Origin of the sequence: Rathayibacter sp. Leaf248 (assembly GCF_920939495.1) — a bacterium.
Lineage (GTDB): Bacteria > Actinomycetota > Actinomycetes > Actinomycetales > Microbacteriaceae > Rathayibacter > Rathayibacter caricis.
The window spans coordinates 1431308-1446881 of the sequence record NZ_CAKLAV010000001.1; the positions used below are offsets into that span (position 1 = coordinate 1431308).

The following is a 15574-nucleotide window of genomic DNA, read 5'->3' on the forward strand; positions in this document are numbered from 1 at the left end:
GCGTCAGGCGGCCGACGGGTCGTCGACCAGACGACCCACGCGGTGGCCTTCGAGCGCGACGACGATGCGGTCGGTGACCTCTTCGACCGGCCCGAGGCCGTCGACGATCACGACGAGTCCGCGGCCGGCGTAGACATCGATCAGCGGCGCCGTCTGCTCCTCGTAGAGCGCGAGACGGCGACGGATGACGTCCTCGGTGTCGTCGCTGCGCCCCTGCTCGTGCGAGCGCTTGAGGAGACGCGAGACGACCTCGTCGGGGTCTGCCGTGAGCTGCACGACGGCGTCGAGGCTGTTGCCGTCGGCGGCGAGGATGCGGTCGAGCTCGTCGACCTGCTCCGTGGTGCGCGGGTAGCCGTCGAGCAGGAAACCCGTTGAGACGTCGGCCTCCTGGAGGCGGTCGTGGACGATCGCGTTCGTCAGCTCATCGGGGACGTAGCGCCCCGCGTCGAGGAACGCCTTCGCCTGGAGGCCCAGCTCGGTCTCGTTCGCCACGTTCATCCGGAAGATGTCGCCGGTCGAGATGGCCGGCACGCTCAGGATCTCGGAGAGCCGCGAGGCCTGGGTCCCCTTGCCGGCGCCGGGAGGGCCGATCAGCAGGAGACGGAAGCCCACCACCGGGGTCGAGGTCATCGGAGGAGCCCTTCGTAGTGGCGCTGCTGCAGCTGCGAGTCGATCTGCTTCACGGTCTCCAGCCCGACTCCGACGATGATCAGGATCGACGTGCCGCCGAACGGGAAGTTCTGGTTCGCGCCGACGAGCGCCAGGGCGACGAGCGGCACGAGCGCGATCAGACCGAGGTAGATCGAGCCGGGCAGCGTCACGCGGGTGAGCACGTAGTTCAGGTACTCGGCCGTGGGTCGTCCGGCACGGATGCCGGGGATGAACCCGCCGTAGCGCTTCATGTTGTCGGCGACCTCGTCCGGGTTGAACGTGATGGCGACGTAGAAGTAGGTGAAGCCGACGATCAGGAGGAAGTAGAGCGCCATGTAGAGGGGGTGGTCGCCCTGCGTGAGGTAGTTGGTGATCCAGGTCACCCACGCGGGTGCCTCCTGGCCCGCTGCGGGCTGGTTGAACTGAGCGATCAGCGCGGGCAGGTACAGCAGCGACGACGCGAAGATGACGGGCACGACGCCGGCCATGTTCACCTTGATCGGGATGTAGGTGTTGTTGCCGCCGTAGGTGCGACGACCGACCATCCGCTTGGCGTACTGCACCGGGACGCGACGCTGCGACTGCTCGACGAAGACGACGGCGACGACGAGGAGCAGGCCGACGCCGAGGACGAGGAGGAAGGTCTCGAAGCCGCGCGACTGCGCGATGGACCAGAGCGAGGTCGGGAACTGGGCGGCGATCGACGTGAAGATCAGCAGCGACATGCCGTTGCCGATGCCGCGCTCGGTGATGAGCTCGCCCATCCACATGATGATGCCGGTGCCGGCGGTCATGGTGATGACCATGAGCAGGATCGAGTACCAGGCGTCGGTCGTGATCAGCTGCGAGCACTCGGGGACGCCGGAGGATCCGAACAGCGCGCCGGAGCGGGCGACGGTGATCAGCGTGGTCGACTGCAGAACACCGAGCGCGATCGTCAGGTAGCGCGTGTACTGCGTCAGCCGGCCCTGGCCGGACTGGCCCTCCTTGTAGAGGGTCTCGAAGTGAGGGATGACCACGCGCAGCAGCTGCACGATGATCGACGCCGTGATGTACGGCATGATGCCGAGCGCGAAGATCGACAGCTGGAGCAGGGCTCCACCGCTGAAGAGGTTCACGAGCTCGTAGAGACCGGAGGTCCCCTGGTTGCCGGCGAGACAGGCCTGAACGGCGCTGAAGCTGACGAACGGAGCAGGGATGAAGGATCCCAGCCGGAAGATCGCCACGATCGCGAGAGTGAAGCCGATCTTGCGGCGGAGGTCGGGGGTGCGGAAGATCCGCGCGATTGCGCCAAACACTACCTAAGGTCTCCTGCTCAGTTCTTGGTGCGGGATACAGGTCGAGCTTGCCACGCGCTCCCCGGAGGGAGTCGGCGTGACAAGCTCGACCGACAAGCTGCTGGTGCTACTTGATGGATCCGCCCGCAGCGACGATCTTCTGCTCAGCGGAGCTGGAGACCTTGTCGACCGCGACGTTCAGCTTAACCGCAATGTCCCCGTCGCCGAGAACCTTGACCTTCTCGTTCTTGCGAACGGCACCCTTCGCGACGAGGTCGCTGATGGTGACGTCACCGCCCTGAGGGTAGAGGTCGGCGAGAGCCGACAGGTTCACGACCTGGTACTCGACGCGGAACGGGTTCTTGAACCCGCGCAGCTTCGGGGTGCGCATGTGCAGCGGCATCTGCCCACCCTCGAAGCCGATGCGCACCGTGTAGCGGGCCTTGGTGCCCTTGGTGCCGCGACCGGCGGTCTTGCCCTTCGAGCCCTCACCGCGACCGACGCGGGTCTTGGCCTTCTTGGCTCCCGTGGCGGGACGCAGGTGGTGGACCTTGAGCACGTGCTCCTTGGTCGCCGGAGCGTCGGCCGCGGCCGCGCCCTTCGTGGAGGTCTTCGCGGGAGTCGTGGACTCCGTCGCGACGGCCTGGTTCTTGTCAGCCATTAGTCAATCTCCTCGACCTTCACCAGGTGGGCGACGGTCTTCACGTATCCGCGGTTCTGAGAGTTGTCCTCGCGGACGACGCTCTGACCGATCTTCCTGAGACCGAGCGAGCGCAGCGTGTCGCGCTGGTACTGCTTCTCGCTGATCTTCGACTTGATCTGGGTCACCTTGAGCTGGGCCATCACTTGCCTGCCTTCGCGCTGGACGCGGCGGCGAGGGCATCGGCCTCGGCACGGACGAGACGGGCCGGAGCGACCTGGTCGAAGTCGAGACCACGACGGGCGGCAACGGCGCGCGGCTCCTCGAGCTGCTGAAGAGCCTCGACGGTCGCGTGGACGATGTTGATGGTGTTCGACGAGCCGAGCGACTTGCTCAGGACGTCGTGGATGCCGGCGCACTCGAGCACGGCGCGGACGGGACCACCGGCGATGACACCGGTACCGGCGGCGGCGGGGCGCAGGAGCACCACACCTGCCGCGGCCTCACCCTGGACGGGGTGGGGGATGGTCGAGCCGACGCGCGGGACGCGGAAGAAGTTCTTCTTCGCCTCCTCGACGCCCTTGGAGATGGCGGTCGGGACCTCGCGGGCCTTGCCGTAGCCGACGCCCACCAGTCCGTTGCCGTCGCCGACGACGACGAGAGCGGTGAAGCTGAAGCGACGACCGCCCTTGACGACCTTCGACACGCGGTTGATGGTCACGACGCGCTCGAGGAACTGGCTCTTCTCGGCGTCACGGCCACCGCGGTCGCGGCCACCCTGGTTGCGGTCACGGCCGCCGCGGCGGGGCTCGCGAGCCTCCTGCTGCGGCTGCGTGGACGCAGCGGTCTCGACGGGGGCCTCCGACACGGCGGCGACCTCGGGTTCCTTGTTCTCTGCGGCGCTCACAGGTTGAGCCCTGCCTCTCGTGCTCCATCGGCGATCGCGGCGACGCGACCGGCGTACTTGTTGCCTCCGCGGTCGAAGACGACCGCCTCGACACCGGCGTTCTTGGCGCGCTCGGCGACGAGCTCGCCGACCTTGCGGGCCTTGGCGGTCTTGTCACCGTCGAACACGCGCAGGTCGGCCTCGAGCGTGGACGCCGACGCGAGGGTACGACCCTGCGCGTCGTCGACGATCTGCACGAAGACGTGGCGGGCCGAGCGGTTGACGACGAGGCGGGGGCGCTCGGCGGATCCGACGACCTTCTTGCGCAGGCGGTCGTGACGACGACCGCGAGCGGCGGACTTGCTCTTTCCTCTGGTTCCGAGACCCATGATTACTTACCGCTCTTTCCGGCCTTGCGGCGAACGACCTCGCCGGCGTAGCGCACGCCCTTGCCCTTGTAGGGCTCGGGCTTGCGGATCTTACGAATGTTGGCGGCCACCTCACCGACGGCCTGCTTCGAGATGCCGTGCACGGTGAGCTTGTTGTTGCCCTCGACCGTGAACGAGATCCCCGCAGGCGGGGTGACGACGACCGGGTGCGAGAAGCCGAGCGCGAACTCGATGTCCGAGCCCTTGGCGACGACGCGGTAACCGGTTCCGACGACCTCGAGGCCCTTGGAGTAGCCCTGCGTGACACCGATGATGTCGTTCGCGATGAGCGTCCGGGTGAGGCCGTGGAGCGAGCGCGACTCGCGCTCGTCATCGGGACGCGAGACCAGCACCTGGCTGTTCTCGACGGAGACCTGGATGGGGCTGGCGACCGGGACGGTCAGCTCGCCCTTGGGGCCCTTGACGGTCACGACGGACCCGGCGACGGAGACGTCGACGCCCGCCGGGATCTCGATGGGGAGTCTTCCAATACGCGACATGAGGGGTTACCACACGTAGGCGAGGACTTCCCCACCCACGCCCTTCTTCTCGGCCTGGCGGTCGGTCAGCAGACCGCTCGAGGTGGACAGGATGGCGACGCCGAGGCCGCCGAGGACGGTCGGGATCTCGGTGGACTTCGCGTAGACGCGCAGTCCCGGCTTCGAGACGCGCTTGATGCCGGCGATCGAGCGCTCGCGGTTCGGGCCGTACTTGAGGGAGATGGAGAGCGTCGTGCCGACGCGCGCCTCCTCGACCTTCCAGTCGGCGATGTAGCCCTCGAGCTTGAGGATCTCGGCGATGTGCGCCTTGAGCTTCGAGCCCGGGAGGGTGATGGAGTCGTGGTGCGCGGAGTTCGCGTTACGGATTCTGGTCAGCAGATCTGCGACCGGATCAGTCATGGTCATGGCTGATGGTGCCTTTCTCGCCTGGTTTCGGCACCCTTTACAAGAGTGACGACCTGTGGTGTGGGACGGCGCCGACGACGTCGACGCCCATGCGGCCGCGCGAACGCAGGCCAACGAGCCATGCTACATGGCGCGGGGCCGGCGGTCGAGGGCCGATTCTCGCCGCGTCCCCCTGCGGAGAGCGGCGCCTCGCTGCACGCGGACGTGCAACGAGGTCGGAGGGCGGTTCTCACCACCCTCCGACCTCGGAGGTTCTGACTACGCGTTGTCCGCCGACTTGAACGGGAACCCGAGCTGCTTGAGCAGCGCGCGACCCTCGTCGTCGGTCTTCGCGGTGGTCACGACGGTCACGTCGAAGCCGCGGACGCGGTCGATGCGGTCCTGGTCGATCTCGTGGAAGATCGACTGCTCCGTGATGCCGAAGGTGTAGTTGCCGTTGCCGTCGAACTGGCGGTCCGACAGACCGCGGAAGTCGCGGATGCGCGGCAGCGCCACCGTGACCAGGCGGTCCAGGAACTCCCAGGCGCGGTCGCCGCGGAGCGTGACGTGAGCACCGATGGCCTGGCCCTCGCGCAGCTTGAACTGGGCGATGGACTTGCGGGCCTTCGTGACCTGGGGCTTCTGGCCGGTGATGGCCGTGAGGTCCTTGATCGCGCCGTCGATGATCTTGCCGTCGCGGGCGGCCTCGCCGACACCGGTGTTCACGACGACCTTGACCAGGCCGGGGACCTGGTGGATGTTGCCGAAGCCGAACTGCTCCTTGAGCGCCGGGACGATGTCGGCCTGGTACTTGGCCTTGAGCCGCGGCTGAACCTTCGCAGCCGCTGCGGTGGTGTCAGTCATCAGAGTTCCTCACCCGACGCCTTCGCGTAGCGAACGCGAACGGTCTTGGTCACGCCGTCCTTGGTGACGGACACGTTGCGGTGCCCGACCCGGGTCGGCTTCTTGGTCTTCGGGTCGACGAGCGCGATGTTCGAGATGTGGATCGAGGCCTCGACGGTCTCGATGCCACCCTCCTTGGAGCGGCGCTGCGTCTGGCCGACGCGGACGTGCTTCTTGACGAAGTTCACGCCCTCGACGACGACACGGTTCTTCTCGACCAGGACCTCGAGAACCTTGCCCTGCTTGCCGCGGTCTCCGCCGCGGGCCTGGGTAGCGCCCGAGATGACCTGGACGAGGTCACCCTTCTTGATCTTGGCCATGACTAGATAACCTCCGGTGCCAGCGAGACGATCTTCATGAACTTCTTGTCGCGGAGCTCGCGACCGACCGGTCCGAAGATGCGGGTGCCGCGGGGGTCCCCGTCGTTCTTGAGGATGACGGCGGCGTTCTCGTCGAACTTGATGTACGAACCGTCGGGACGACGGGTCTGCTTGACGGTGCGGACGATGACCGCCTTGACGACGTCGCCCTTCTTGACGTTGCCACCGGGGATCGCGTCCTTGACGGTGGCGACGATGATGTCACCGAGACCGGCGTAGCGGCGGCCGGAGCCACCGAGGACGCGGATCGTGAGGAGTTCCTTGGCGCCGGTGTTGTCGGCGACCTTCACTCGGGATTCTTGCTGAAGCATGTCTCTCTCCTGCTAACTCAAGTAGGCCGCGGCCTACTTGGCCTTCTCGAGGATCTCGACCAGGCGCCAGCGCTTCGTGGCGCTGAGGGGACGGGTCTCGCTGATGACGACGAGGTCGCCGATGCCCGCGGAGTTGAGCTCGTCGTGAGCCTTCACCTTGGACGTGCGGCGGATGACCTTGCCGTAGAGCGGGTGCTTCACGCGGTCCTCGACCTCGACGACGACGGTCTTGTCCATCTTGTCGCTGGTGACGTATCCGCGGCGGGTCTTGCGGTATCCGCGAGTGCCCGCCTCCTTGACGTCGTGGGCGGCCGACTCGTGGCCGGCGGTCTCGTTGGCCGTTGCCATTACTTGGCCTCCTCATTCGACTCGGTCGCCGCGACCTCGGCCTTGGCGGCCTTCTTGGTGGTCTTCGGCTTCTTCTCCGCCTTGGCCGGGGCCTCGACGGGTGCGGGGGTGGCGCGGATGCCCAGCTCGCGCTCACGGATGACCGTGTAGATGCGGGCGATGTCGCGCTTGACGGCACGCAGGCGGCCGTTGGTGTCGAGCTGTCCGGTGGCCGACTGGAAGCGGAGGTTGAACAGCTCCTCCTTGGCCTTCTTCAGCTCGGTGACGAGACGCTCGTCCTCGAAGGTGTCGAGCTCGGCGGGGGCGAGCTCCTTGGATCCGATCGCCATTACGCGTCTCCCTCCTCGCGCTTGATGATGCGTGCCTTCAGGGGCAGCTTGTGGATGGCACGAGTCATAGCTTCGCGAGCGAGCTTCTCCTCGACGCCGGCGACCTCGAAGAGGACCCGACCCGGCTTGACGTTGGCGACCCACCACTCGGGCGAGCCCTTACCGGAACCCATGCGGGTCTCGGCGGGCTTCTTGGTCAGCGGGCGGTCGGGGTAGATGTTGATCCACACCTTTCCACCGCGCTTGATGTGACGCGTCATGGCGATACGAGCGGACTCGATCTGACGGTTGGTCACGTAGGCCGGGGTGAGCGCCTGGATACCGAAGTCACCGAACGACACCTTGGTGCCACCGGTGGCCTGGCCCGAGCGGCCGGGGTGGTGCTGCTTGCGGTGCTTGACTCGACGGGGAATCAACATGGTTATGCCTCAACTCCTGCTGCGACGGGCGCCTCGCCCTGCTGGCGGGGGGCGCGACGCGGTCGGTCGCTGCGCTCGGGGCGCGACGACTTGCTGTTCGCCTGCTCCCGCGCGAGCTCCTTGTTCGTGATGTCGCCCTTGTAGATCCAGACCTTCACGCCGATGCGGCCGAAGGTGGTCTTGGCCTCGTAGAAGCCGTAGTCGATGTTCGCGCGGAGGGTGTGCAGGGGCACACGGCCTTCGCGATAGAACTCCGAACGGCTCATCTCGGCGCCGCCGAGGCGGCCGGAGACCTGGATGCGGACGCCCTTGGCGCCGGCGCGCTGCGCGCCCTGCAGACCCTTGCGCATCGCGCGGCGGAAGGCCACGCGGGCGGAGAGCTGCTCGGCGATGCCCTGCGCGACGAGCTGGGCCTCGGCCTCGGGGTTCTTGACCTCGAGGATGTTGAGCTGGATCTGCTTGCCGGTGAGCTTCTCGAGGTCGGCGCGGATGCGCTCGGCTTCGGCGCCGCGACGACCGATCACGATGCCCGGACGGGCGGTGTGGATGTCGACGCGGACGCGGTCACGGGTGCGCTCGATCTCGATGCGGGCGACGCCCGCACGGTCGAGCTGCGTGGCGAGCAGGCGGCGGATCTTGACGTCCTCGGCGAGGTAGTCGCTGTACCGCTGGCCCTTCTTGGTGCTGTCGGAGAACCAGCGCGACACGTGGTCGGTGGTGATTCCCAGACGGAAACCGTAGGGGTTTACTTTCTGACCCATTACTTGGTCCCCTCCTCAGGAGTGGCCAGCACGACGGTGATGTGGCTGGTGCGCTTGTTGATGCGGAAGGCACGACCCTGAGCACGGGGCTGGAATCGCTTGAGGGTGGTTCCCTCATCGACGAAGGCGCGGGACACGAACAGGTCCTGGTCGTCGAGGTACTCGTTCGAGGCATCGGCCTTGACGCGAGCGTTGGCCATCGCCGAGGCGACGAGCTTGTAGACGGGCTCGGACGCGCCCTGCGGCGCGAACTTCAGGATGGCCAGTGCCTCCTGAGCCTGCTTGCCGCGGATCAGGTTCACGACACGGCGAGCCTTCTGGGGGGTGACGCGGATGTGTCGCACGCGTGCGATCGACTCCACCATTTCTCTCCTCCTTCTCGTCGCCGCTTAGCGGCGACGGCCCTTCTTGTCGTCCTTCTCGTGACCGCGGAAGGTCCGAGTGGGGGCGAACTCGCCGAGCTTGTGGCCGACCATGGTCTCGGTCACGAACACGGGGATGTGCTTGCGACCGTCGTGGACCGCGATGGTGTGACCCAGCATCGCCGGGATGATCATCGAACGGCGCGACCAGGTCTTGATGACGTTCTTGTTGCCGGCTTCGTTGGCCGTGAACACCTTGCGGAGCAGGTGGTCGTCAACGAAGGGGCCCTTCTTGAGACTGCGAGGCATCTTCTACAACTCCTACTTGCGCTTCTTACCGGCGGTGCGGCGGCGGACGATGAGCTTGTCGCTCTCCTTGTTGGGGCGACGGGTGCGTCCCTCGGACTGTCCCCAGGGGCTGACCGGGTGGCGTCCACCGGAGGTCTTGCCCTCTCCACCACCGTGCGGGTGGTCGACCGGGTTCATCGCGACACCGCGGACGGTCGGGCGGACGCCCTTCCAGCGCATGCGGCCGGCCTTGCCCCAGTTGATGTTCGACTGCTCGGCGTTGCCGACCTCGCCGATCGTGGCGCGGCAGCGCGCGTCGACGTTGCGGATCTCGCCCGACGGCAGACGGAGCTGCGCGTAGGGGCCGTCCTTGGCGACGAGGCGGACCGAGGTGCCGGCCGAGCGGGCGAGCTTCGCTCCCCCACCGGGCTTGATCTCGATGGCGTGGATGACCGTACCGGTCGGGATGTTGCGCAGCGGCAGGTTGTTGCCGGGCTTGATGTCGGCGCCGGCGCCCGACTCCACGATGTCGCCCTGCGAGAGCTTGTTCGGAGCCAGGATGTAGCGCTTGGTGCCGTCCACGAAGTGGAGCAGCGCGATGCGCGCGGTGCGGTTGGGGTCGTACTCGATGTGAGCGACCTTGGCGTTGACGCCGTCCTTGTCGTTGCGACGGAAGTCGATCAGACGGTACTGGCGCTTGTGGCCACCACCGATGTGACGCGTCGTGATGCGGCCGGAGTTGTTGCGGCCACCGGTCTTGGACAGCGGGCGAAGGAGCGACTTCTCGGGCGTCGAGCGGGTGATCTCGGCGAAGTCGGCAACGCTGGAGCCGCGGCGACCAGGGGTCGTGGGCTTGTACTTACGAATAGCCATTGTCTGTTTCCTCTACGCTTCTTCGGCTCAGCCGACGTTCGTGAAGATGTCGATGGAGCCGGACTTCAGCGTCACGATCGCGCGCTTGGTGTCCTTGCGCTTGCCGGTGCCGAACTTGGTCCGACGGGTCTTGCCCTGGCGGTTCAGCGTGTTGATCGACGCGACCTCGACTCCGAAGATCTTCTCGATGGCGAGCTTGATCTCGGTCTTGTTCGAGCGGGGGTCCACCACGAAGGTGTACTTGCCCTGGTCGATCAGGCCGTAGGACTTCTCGGAGACCACCGGGGAGATGATCACGTCGCGGGGGTCCTTGTTGAACGCGGCGGACTGGCTCATGCGTTCACCTCTTCCTTCTTGGACTCGGCGCCGGTCTTGAGGGCGACGAAGCCCTCGAGAGCAGCCTGCGAGAAGACGATGTCGTCCGAGACGAGCACGTCGTACGCGTTGAGCTGGTCGAACGGCAGGATGTGCACGAACGGCACGTTGCGGAGGGACAGCTCGGCGATGAAGTCGTCGCGCTCGAGGACCACGAGGACGTTGCGCGACACCGAGAGGGCGTCGAGCAGGACGAGGACGTCCTTGGTCTTCGGGGTCTCGCCGAGGGCGAGGGACTCGACCGCGTGGATGCGGCCGCCGCGGGCGCGGTCGGAGAGAGCACCGAGCAGGGCTGCGGCGATCATCTTCTTGGGGGTGCGCTGCGCGTAGCTGCGGGGGGTCGGTCCGTGGACGACGCCACCACCGGTCATGTGCGGGGCGCGGATCGAGCCCTGACGAGCGCGACCGGTTCCCTTCTGCTTGAACGGCTTGCGACCGGCTCCGGAGACCTCGCCACGGTTCTTCGTCTTGTGGGTACCCTGGCGCGCCGCGGCGAGCTGGGCAACGACGACCTGGTGGATGAGGGGGATGTTGGTCTGCACGTCGAAGAGCTCGGCGGGGAGCTCGAACGAGCTCGCCTTCTGGCCCTTGACGTCGAGGATGTCGATAGAGGTAGCCATGGAACTACGCTCCCTTCACGGCGTTGCGAACGAACACGAGGCGACCGCGCGCACCGGGGACGGCGCCCTTGACGAGCAGCAGGCCCTTCTCGGCGTCGACGGAGTGCACCTTGAGGTTGAGCACGGTGACGCGCTCGCCACCCATGCGACCGGCCATGCGCATGCCCTTGAAGACACGGCTGGGGGTCGAGGAGGCTCCGATGGAGCCGGGCTTGCGGTGGTTGCGGTGCGAACCGTGCGAAGCCGAGACGCCCTTGAAGTTGTGACGCTTCATGACACCGGCAAAGCCCTTGCCCTTGCTGGTGCCGACGACGTCGACCTTGGTGCCGGCTTCGAAGACGGCGTCGACGGTCAGCTCCTGGCCGGCCGAGTACTCGGCGGCGTCGGCGGTGCGGACCTCGGTGAGGTGGCGGCGGGGGGTGACTCCCGCGGCGTCGAAGTGACCGGCGGCGGGCTTGTTCACCTTGCGCGGGTCGATCGCTCCGGCGGCGATCTGGACGGCCGAGTAGCCGTCCTTCGCCTCGGTGCGGATCTGGGTCACGACGTTCGGGCTGATCTCGATGACGGTGACCGGGACGAGCTTGTTCTCGGCGTCCCAGACCTGGGTCATGCCGAGCTTGGTGCCGAGGAGGCCCTTGGAGGTCTTGGTGGCGACAGACATGTGTTACCCCTCCCCTTAGAGCTTGATCTCGATGTTGACGTCGGCCGGGAGGTCGAGGCGCATCAGCGAGTCGACGGCCTTGGGCGTCGGGTCGATGATGTCGATGAGGCGCTTGTGGGTGCGCATCTCGAAGTGCTCGCGGCTGTCCTTGTACTTGTGGGGAGAACGGATCACGCAGACCACGTTCTTCTCGGTCGGAAGCGGCACGGGGCCGACGACCGTTGCTCCGGCACGGGTGACCGTGTCGACGATCTTGCGCGCCGACGTGTCGATGACCTCGTGGTCGTACGACTTCAGTCGGATGCGGATCTTCTGTCCCGCCATGTGTGATCTCTCACTCTCTTGTTATTGCGTCGTACGCTGCGGACCCGTGGGCCCGCGTCGCATTGGACGCGCTCGCGAAGGAACTCCGGGGAACCGGGGAGTGCACCAGTGTTCTTCTGTCAAAAGCACCGCGCTCGGGGCGCTCCAGCGACGTGCAGAACGCACGACGCACGGAGAGCCCGTTGAGTTGTCGGTTGTTTCGTTCTGCTACCCGCCGCCTCGACGTCGCACCGGCTGGGCCGCCCTCTCGGGTCGAGCCTCAGCGGTGCCGTCTCGGCACTGCCTGGCAGTGTTCCACCGGTCGCAGCACGCTGCTTCGGCGGAAATTTTGAACTAGAAGAGTCTCCCACAGAACGGGCACCCGTGCAACCCGGGCGTGTCGCGGATCGGGGACCCCTCCTCGCCCGGGATTCCGGGGCGGCGCCTCATTCGTAGAGGAGGGCGCGGAGGGTCGTCTCGGCGGAGTTCGGACGGGCAGGGTCGATCGTCTCACCCGCGCGGTAGTGGTCGAGGACCCGCGGGTCCACGTAGCTGGCGCGCGCCACCGTCGGGGTGTTGCCGAGCACCTCGGAGGCGTCGCGCATGGCCTGCGCGATGGCGGAGTTCCGGGCCCGCTGCGTCGGCTTCGGTCCCGTGCGCGCAAGGCTGAGCGCGGCGGCGACGGTGCCGTGGAGAGTGCGGAAGTCCTTCGCGGTGAAGTCGTCGCCCGCCTTCTCCCGGACGTAGTCGTTGATCTCGGGAGCGGACAGCGGCCGCCACTCCCGCCCGTCCTTCCACGCGAGCAGGCGGGCGTTCGGGCCGCGGCGCTTCAGCGAGCGCACGACGCTCGCCAGGTCGTGGTCGAGGATCTCGCTCGTCCAGGCCTGATGGCTCTTGCCCGGGAAGGCGAGGGCGACGCGATCGCCGTGGGTCGTCGCGTGCGAGCACAGCAGCGTCGACAGGCCGATGCTGCCGTGCTCCTTGGCGTAGCGCTCGCTCCCCACGCGGAGGGAGCCCGTGTCGAGCATCCGGAACGCGGTTGCGAGAGCACGCTCGCGGCCGTAGCCGTCGCGACGGAGGTCCATCGTCACCGCGCGGCGCGCGCTCGGCAGCGACTCGGCCAGACGGAGTGCGCGGTCGAACTTGATCCGGTCCTTCTGCTCGCGCCAGGTCGGATGGTAGATGTACTGCCGACGGCCGGCCGCATCGACGCCCATCGCCTGGATGTGACCGTTGGGGTACGGCGCGATCCAGACGTCCTTCCACGCCGGGGGGATGCCCAGCGCATCGAAGCGGGCCCGGAGCTCGGGGTCGGTGACCGTCACGCCCTTCGGGTCGCGGTAGCTGAATCCGGAGCCGGCGCGGACGCGGGTGTACCCGCGACTGCTCGAATCGGTCCTGCGGAGTCTCTGCGCACGCGTCTCAGCCATCGGCCCGACCCTAGGCCGGGCTCCGTCCGCTCTGCACCCGCTTGACGGGAGGGTGCAGAACGAGCCAGGAGGGGCCGCTACTCGTTGCCGAGGCGCTTGTCGGCCTGGCGCTTGAGGTCCTCGATGCGCTCGTCGTACTTGCCCTTGGTGAGCCTGCTGGCGATGTCGCCCGTCTTCTCGAGCACCTGGTCGGAGACGCGCTCCGCCTTCTCGCTGCGCAGCGCCTCCTGCGCCTTCTGGCTCTTCAGCAGCTCCGCTGCCTGACGTCCGAGCTTCCCGAGATCCACCATGACTGCTCCTTGTTCGAGGGCGCGGCGATCCGCGCCGAGCCAGTGTGGCGGGCGGGGCTGGACGAACGGTGGGGCGCTAGAGGGCGAGGACCCGGGCCGCAGCCTCGGCGAGGGCGCGACCGTAGGAGGGTCCGTGGCCGGCGGCGTGCACCGCGAGCGGGTGCAGCTGGTGCAGCGGGACGCGCTCCTGCCAGCCGTCGGCGAGAGCGTGCGCCTCGTCGTAACCCCGGAGGATCTCGTCGAGGTGAGGCGCACCGAAGAGCGCCAGCATGGCGAGGTCGGTCTCGCGGTGGCCGCCGTGCGCGGCAGGATCGATCAGCACGGCGCCGGAGCCGGACCAGAGCACGTTCCCCGTCCAGAGGTCTCCGTGCAGGCGGGAGGGCCGCTCCTCGCCGTCGAACTCCCCCGCCGCGACACGATCGAGCGCCTGCTCGACGGTCCCGGCATCGGATCGCGACAGGTTCCCCTCCCGGACCGCGACGGGGAGGAACGGACGGACACGCTGCTCGGCGTAGAAGACGCCCCACGACTCCTCGGGGCTGCAGGGCATCCGCCGGCGGCCGATGTACGCGGGGCCGTCCCAGCCGTCCGGGGCTGCACCGAACGCCGCGGCTCCCGCGTCGTGCGTCCGGGCCAGGGCTCGGCCGAAGGCCCGCGCAGCGCCCGGATCGGGACGGATGGACTCGAGCTCCTCCAGCTCGATGCGGCCCGAGCCGACGGAGAGGACCTCGACGCACGACGCGCCGCCGGACGCCTCCGCCTCCCGCAGCCACTCCAGGCCCGCCGCCTCCCACTCGAAGAACCGCGGGGCCGCGGACGGATCGCTCTTGACGAAGGACATGGAGATCACGGTAGCCCGCGCTCCGTGACCCCGCCCGGACACACGGAAGGGGCCGCCCGCACGAAGCGGACGACCCCTCTCGAGAGATCGAGCAGGCGGACCTACTTGACGATCTTGGTGACCGTTCCGGCACCCACGGTGCGTCCACCCTCACGGATGGCGAAGCCGAGGCCCTCCTCCATGGCGATCGGCTGGATCAGCGCGACCGTCATGTCGGTGGTGTCGCCGGGCATGACCATCTCGGTACCCTCGGGCAGCGTGATGACGCCGGTGACGTCGGTGGTGCGGAAGTAGAACTGCGGGCGGTAGTTCGCGTAGAACGGGTTGTGACGCCCACCCTCATCCTTGGACAGGATGTACGCGGTGCCCTCGAAGTCGGTGTGCGGCGTGACCGAACCCGGCTTGACGACGACCTGGCCGCGCTCGACGTCCTCGCGCTTGGTGCCGCGGAGGAGCAGACCGCAGTTCTCGCCGGCCCAGGCCTCGTCGAGCTGCTTGTGGAACATCTCGATACCGGTGACCGTGGTCTTCTGCGTCGGGCGGATGCCGACGATCTCGACCTCGGAGTTCAGAGCGAGGGTTCCACGCTCCGCACGGCCGGTGACGACGGTTCCACGACCGGTGATCGTGAAGACGTCCTCGATCGGCATGAGGAACGGCTTGTCCTTGTCGCGGATCGGGTCCGGGATGGACTCGTCGACGGCGTCCATCAGGTCGATGATCGACTGGGTCCAGGCCTCGTCGCCCTCGAGGGCCTTGAGACCGGAGACGCGCACGACGGGCGCGTCGTCGCCGGGGAAGCCCTGCGACGAGAGCAGCTCGCGGACCTCGAGCTCGACGAGCTCCAGGATCTCCTCGTCGTCCACCATGTCGGCCTTGTTCAGGGCGACGAGGAGGTAGGGGACGCCGACCTGCTTGGCGAGGAGGACGTGCTCACGGGTCTGAGCCATGGGGCCGTCGGTGGCGGCGACCACGAGGATCGCGCCGTCCATCTGCGCCGCGCCGGTGATCATGTTCTTGATGTAGTCGGCGTGACCCGGGGCGTCGACGTGCGCGTAGTGGCGCTTCGGCGTCTCGTACTCGACGTGCGAGATGTTGATCGTGATGCCGCGCTGGCGCTCCTCGGGAGCGGAGTCGATCGACGCGAAGTCGCGCTGAACGTTGGTCGCGGACGGGAACTTGTCAGCGAGAACCTTGGAGATCGCCGCGGTCAGCGTGGTCTTTCCGTGGTCGACGTGACCGATGGTTCCGATGTTGACGTGCGGCTTGGTCCGCTCGAACTTGGCCTTAGCCACTGTGGGTCCTCCTCAGGAC

Annotated in this window: 26 protein-coding genes; all 26 read right to left on the reverse strand. The window is 67.5% G+C overall.

Annotated elements, in window-relative coordinates; translation table 11 throughout:
• Positions 1–3: 3 nt before the first annotated feature.
• The gene (locus tag LRG51_RS07020) at positions 4–630 is read right to left on the reverse strand and encodes an adenylate kinase (RefSeq protein WP_055787128.1); all 627 of its coding nucleotides are present in this window, start codon (positions 628–630) and stop codon (positions 4–6) included.
• Positions 627–1949 (reverse strand): preprotein translocase subunit SecY, encoded by a 1323-nt coding sequence (secY, locus tag LRG51_RS07025; RefSeq protein ID WP_055787123.1) that lies wholly within the window; start codon positions 1947–1949, stop codon positions 627–629. The genes LRG51_RS07020 and secY overlap by 4 nt, the downstream gene beginning before the upstream one ends.
• A 106-nt stretch (positions 1950–2055) precedes the next feature.
• Complete coding sequence (rplO, locus tag LRG51_RS07030) at positions 2056–2589, reverse strand: 50S ribosomal protein L15 (RefSeq protein WP_082480980.1); 534 nt, start codon at positions 2587–2589, stop codon at positions 2056–2058.
• On the reverse strand, positions 2589–2771 hold the full coding sequence (gene rpmD, locus LRG51_RS07035; protein ID WP_077221985.1) for a 50S ribosomal protein L30: 183 nt from the start codon (positions 2769–2771) through the stop codon (positions 2589–2591). Before rpmD ends, rplO begins: the two co-directional genes overlap by 1 nt.
• Positions 2771–3475 carry a 30S ribosomal protein S5 gene (rpsE, locus tag LRG51_RS07040; RefSeq protein WP_055787117.1) on the reverse strand — a complete coding sequence of 235 codons (705 nt, stop codon included), beginning with the start codon at positions 3473–3475 and terminating at the stop codon, positions 2771–2773. The genes rpmD and rpsE overlap by 1 nt, the downstream gene beginning before the upstream one ends.
• Positions 3472–3843: a 50S ribosomal protein L18 gene (gene rplR / locus LRG51_RS07045; RefSeq protein ID WP_055787114.1), complete on the reverse strand. Its 372-nt coding sequence runs from the start codon at positions 3841–3843 to the stop codon at positions 3472–3474. Before rplR ends, rpsE begins: the two co-directional genes overlap by 4 nt.
• A gap of 2 nt (positions 3844–3845) precedes the next feature.
• Entirely contained in the window at positions 3846–4382 is a 537-nt protein-coding gene (gene rplF, locus LRG51_RS07050; RefSeq protein ID WP_055787111.1) for a 50S ribosomal protein L6, read from the reverse strand.
• Between the two features lie 6 nt (positions 4383–4388).
• Positions 4389–4787: a 30S ribosomal protein S8 gene (rpsH, locus tag LRG51_RS07055; protein ID WP_055787108.1), complete on the reverse strand. Its 399-nt coding sequence runs from the start codon at positions 4785–4787 to the stop codon at positions 4389–4391.
• 258 nt (positions 4788–5045) lie between these two features.
• Entirely contained in the window at positions 5046–5630 is a 585-nt protein-coding gene (rplE, locus tag LRG51_RS07060; RefSeq protein WP_055787105.1) for a 50S ribosomal protein L5, read from the reverse strand.
• Positions 5630–5989 carry a 50S ribosomal protein L24 gene (gene rplX, locus LRG51_RS07065; protein WP_230671878.1) on the reverse strand — a complete coding sequence of 120 codons (360 nt, stop codon included), beginning with the start codon at positions 5987–5989 and terminating at the stop codon, positions 5630–5632. The genes rplE and rplX overlap by 1 nt, the downstream gene beginning before the upstream one ends.
• Before the next feature lie 2 nt (positions 5990–5991).
• Positions 5992–6360: a 50S ribosomal protein L14 gene (gene rplN, locus LRG51_RS07070; RefSeq protein WP_055787095.1), complete on the reverse strand. Its 369-nt coding sequence runs from the start codon at positions 6358–6360 to the stop codon at positions 5992–5994.
• Positions 6361–6393: 33 nt separating this feature from the next.
• On the reverse strand, positions 6394–6708 hold the full coding sequence (gene rpsQ, locus LRG51_RS07075) for a 30S ribosomal protein S17 (RefSeq protein ID WP_055787092.1): 315 nt from the start codon (positions 6706–6708) through the stop codon (positions 6394–6396).
• Entirely contained in the window at positions 6708–7037 is a 330-nt protein-coding gene (rpmC, locus tag LRG51_RS07080) for a 50S ribosomal protein L29 (RefSeq protein WP_055787089.1), read from the reverse strand. Before rpmC ends, rpsQ begins: the two co-directional genes overlap by 1 nt.
• Positions 7037–7456, reverse strand: coding sequence for a 50S ribosomal protein L16 (gene rplP, locus LRG51_RS07085; RefSeq protein ID WP_055787085.1), 420 nt, complete (start codon positions 7454–7456; stop codon positions 7037–7039). Before rplP ends, rpmC begins: the two co-directional genes overlap by 1 nt.
• Positions 7457–7458: 2 nt before the next feature.
• Complete coding sequence (rpsC, locus tag LRG51_RS07090) at positions 7459–8217, reverse strand: 30S ribosomal protein S3 (RefSeq protein ID WP_055787081.1); 759 nt, start codon at positions 8215–8217, stop codon at positions 7459–7461.
• Complete coding sequence (gene rplV / locus LRG51_RS07095; protein WP_082480979.1) at positions 8217–8582, reverse strand: 50S ribosomal protein L22; 366 nt, start codon at positions 8580–8582, stop codon at positions 8217–8219. The genes rpsC and rplV overlap by 1 nt, the downstream gene beginning before the upstream one ends.
• 24 nt (positions 8583–8606) lie before the next feature.
• Positions 8607–8888, reverse strand: a complete 282-nt coding sequence (rpsS, locus tag LRG51_RS07100; protein ID WP_055787078.1) for a 30S ribosomal protein S19 — start codon at positions 8886–8888, stop codon at positions 8607–8609.
• A gap of 12 nt (positions 8889–8900) precedes the next feature.
• Positions 8901–9740: a 50S ribosomal protein L2 gene (gene rplB, locus LRG51_RS07105; protein WP_055787074.1), complete on the reverse strand. Its 840-nt coding sequence runs from the start codon at positions 9738–9740 to the stop codon at positions 8901–8903.
• Between the two features lie 27 nt (positions 9741–9767).
• Complete coding sequence (rplW, locus tag LRG51_RS07110; protein WP_055787071.1) at positions 9768–10076, reverse strand: 50S ribosomal protein L23; 309 nt, start codon at positions 10074–10076, stop codon at positions 9768–9770.
• Positions 10073–10735, reverse strand: a complete 663-nt coding sequence (rplD, locus tag LRG51_RS07115; protein WP_055787067.1) for a 50S ribosomal protein L4 — start codon at positions 10733–10735, stop codon at positions 10073–10075. The genes rplW and rplD overlap by 4 nt, the downstream gene beginning before the upstream one ends.
• 4 nt (positions 10736–10739) lie before the next feature.
• Positions 10740–11396, reverse strand: coding sequence for a 50S ribosomal protein L3 (rplC, locus tag LRG51_RS07120; protein WP_055787062.1), 657 nt, complete (start codon positions 11394–11396; stop codon positions 10740–10742).
• A 15-nt stretch (positions 11397–11411) separates the two neighbouring features.
• The gene (rpsJ, locus tag LRG51_RS07125; protein ID WP_005050520.1) at positions 11412–11720 is read right to left on the reverse strand and encodes a 30S ribosomal protein S10; all 309 of its coding nucleotides are present in this window, start codon (positions 11718–11720) and stop codon (positions 11412–11414) included.
• Between the two features lie 425 nt (positions 11721–12145).
• On the reverse strand, positions 12146–13129 hold the full coding sequence (locus LRG51_RS07130) for a DNA topoisomerase IB (protein ID WP_055787058.1): 984 nt from the start codon (positions 13127–13129) through the stop codon (positions 12146–12148).
• A gap of 77 nt (positions 13130–13206) precedes the next feature.
• Positions 13207–13419 (reverse strand): Rv0909 family putative TA system antitoxin, encoded by a 213-nt coding sequence (locus LRG51_RS07135; protein ID WP_055787055.1) that lies wholly within the window; start codon positions 13417–13419, stop codon positions 13207–13209.
• A gap of 76 nt (positions 13420–13495) precedes the next feature.
• Positions 13496–14260, reverse strand: coding sequence for a fructosamine kinase family protein (locus tag LRG51_RS07140; RefSeq protein ID WP_055788942.1), 765 nt, complete (start codon positions 14258–14260; stop codon positions 13496–13498).
• Positions 14261–14361: 101 nt separating this feature from the next.
• Positions 14362–15555: an elongation factor Tu gene (tuf, locus tag LRG51_RS07145; RefSeq protein ID WP_055787051.1), complete on the reverse strand. Its 1194-nt coding sequence runs from the start codon at positions 15553–15555 to the stop codon at positions 14362–14364.
• Positions 15556–15574: the final 19 nt, after the last annotated feature.

Bases quoted from the DNA above. Each gene is read 5' to 3' on its own strand.
- LRG51_RS07020 (WP_055787128.1), bottom strand. From the start codon at position 630: ATGACCTCGACCCCGGTGGTGGGCTTCCGTCTCCTGCTGATCGGCCCT.
- rplO (WP_082480980.1), bottom strand. From the start codon at position 2,589: ATGGCTGACAAGAACCAGGCCGTCGCGACGGAGTCCACGACTCCCGCG.
- rpmD (WP_077221985.1), bottom strand. From the start codon at position 2,771: ATGGCCCAGCTCAAGGTGACCCAGATCAAGTCGAAGATCAGCGAGAAG.
- rplR (WP_055787114.1), bottom strand. From the start codon at position 3,843: ATGGGTCTCGGAACCAGAGGAAAGAGCAAGTCCGCCGCTCGCGGTCGT.
- rplF (WP_055787111.1), bottom strand. From the start codon at position 4,382: ATGTCGCGTATTGGAAGACTCCCCATCGAGATCCCGGCGGGCGTCGAC.
- rpsH (WP_055787108.1), bottom strand. From the start codon at position 4,787: ATGACCATGACTGATCCGGTCGCAGATCTGCTGACCAGAATCCGTAAC.
- rplE (WP_055787105.1), bottom strand. From the start codon at position 5,630: ATGACTGACACCACCGCAGCGGCTGCGAAGGTTCAGCCGCGGCTCAAG.
- rplX (WP_230671878.1), bottom strand. From the start codon at position 5,989: ATGGCCAAGATCAAGAAGGGTGACCTCGTCCAGGTCATCTCGGGCGCT.
- rplN (WP_055787095.1), bottom strand. From the start codon at position 6,360: ATGCTTCAGCAAGAATCCCGAGTGAAGGTCGCCGACAACACCGGCGCC.
- rpsQ (WP_055787092.1), bottom strand. From the start codon at position 6,708: ATGGCAACGGCCAACGAGACCGCCGGCCACGAGTCGGCCGCCCACGAC.
- rpmC (WP_055787089.1), bottom strand. From the start codon at position 7,037: ATGGCGATCGGATCCAAGGAGCTCGCCCCCGCCGAGCTCGACACCTTC.
- rplP (WP_055787085.1), bottom strand. From the start codon at position 7,456: ATGTTGATTCCCCGTCGAGTCAAGCACCGCAAGCAGCACCACCCCGGC.
- rpsC (WP_055787081.1), bottom strand. From the start codon at position 8,217: ATGGGTCAGAAAGTAAACCCCTACGGTTTCCGTCTGGGAATCACCACC.
- rplV (WP_082480979.1), bottom strand. From the start codon at position 8,582: ATGGTGGAGTCGATCGCACGCGTGCGACACATCCGCGTCACCCCCCAG.
- rpsS (WP_055787078.1), bottom strand. From the start codon at position 8,888: ATGCCTCGCAGTCTCAAGAAGGGCCCCTTCGTTGACGACCACCTGCTC.
- rplB (WP_055787074.1), bottom strand. From the start codon at position 9,740: ATGGCTATTCGTAAGTACAAGCCCACGACCCCTGGTCGCCGCGGCTCC.
- rplW (WP_055787071.1), bottom strand. From the start codon at position 10,076: ATGAGCCAGTCCGCCGCGTTCAACAAGGACCCCCGCGACGTGATCATC.
- rplD (WP_055787067.1), bottom strand. From the start codon at position 10,735: ATGGCTACCTCTATCGACATCCTCGACGTCAAGGGCCAGAAGGCGAGC.
- rplC (WP_055787062.1), bottom strand. From the start codon at position 11,396: ATGTCTGTCGCCACCAAGACCTCCAAGGGCCTCCTCGGCACCAAGCTC.
- rpsJ (WP_005050520.1), bottom strand. From the start codon at position 11,720: ATGGCGGGACAGAAGATCCGCATCCGACTGAAGTCGTACGACCACGAG.
- LRG51_RS07130 (WP_055787058.1), bottom strand. From the start codon at position 13,129: ATGGCTGAGACGCGTGCGCAGAGACTCCGCAGGACCGATTCGAGCAGT.
- LRG51_RS07135 (WP_055787055.1), bottom strand. From the start codon at position 13,419: ATGGTGGATCTCGGGAAGCTCGGACGTCAGGCAGCGGAGCTGCTGAAG.
- LRG51_RS07140 (WP_055788942.1), bottom strand. From the start codon at position 14,260: ATGTCCTTCGTCAAGAGCGATCCGTCCGCGGCCCCGCGGTTCTTCGAG.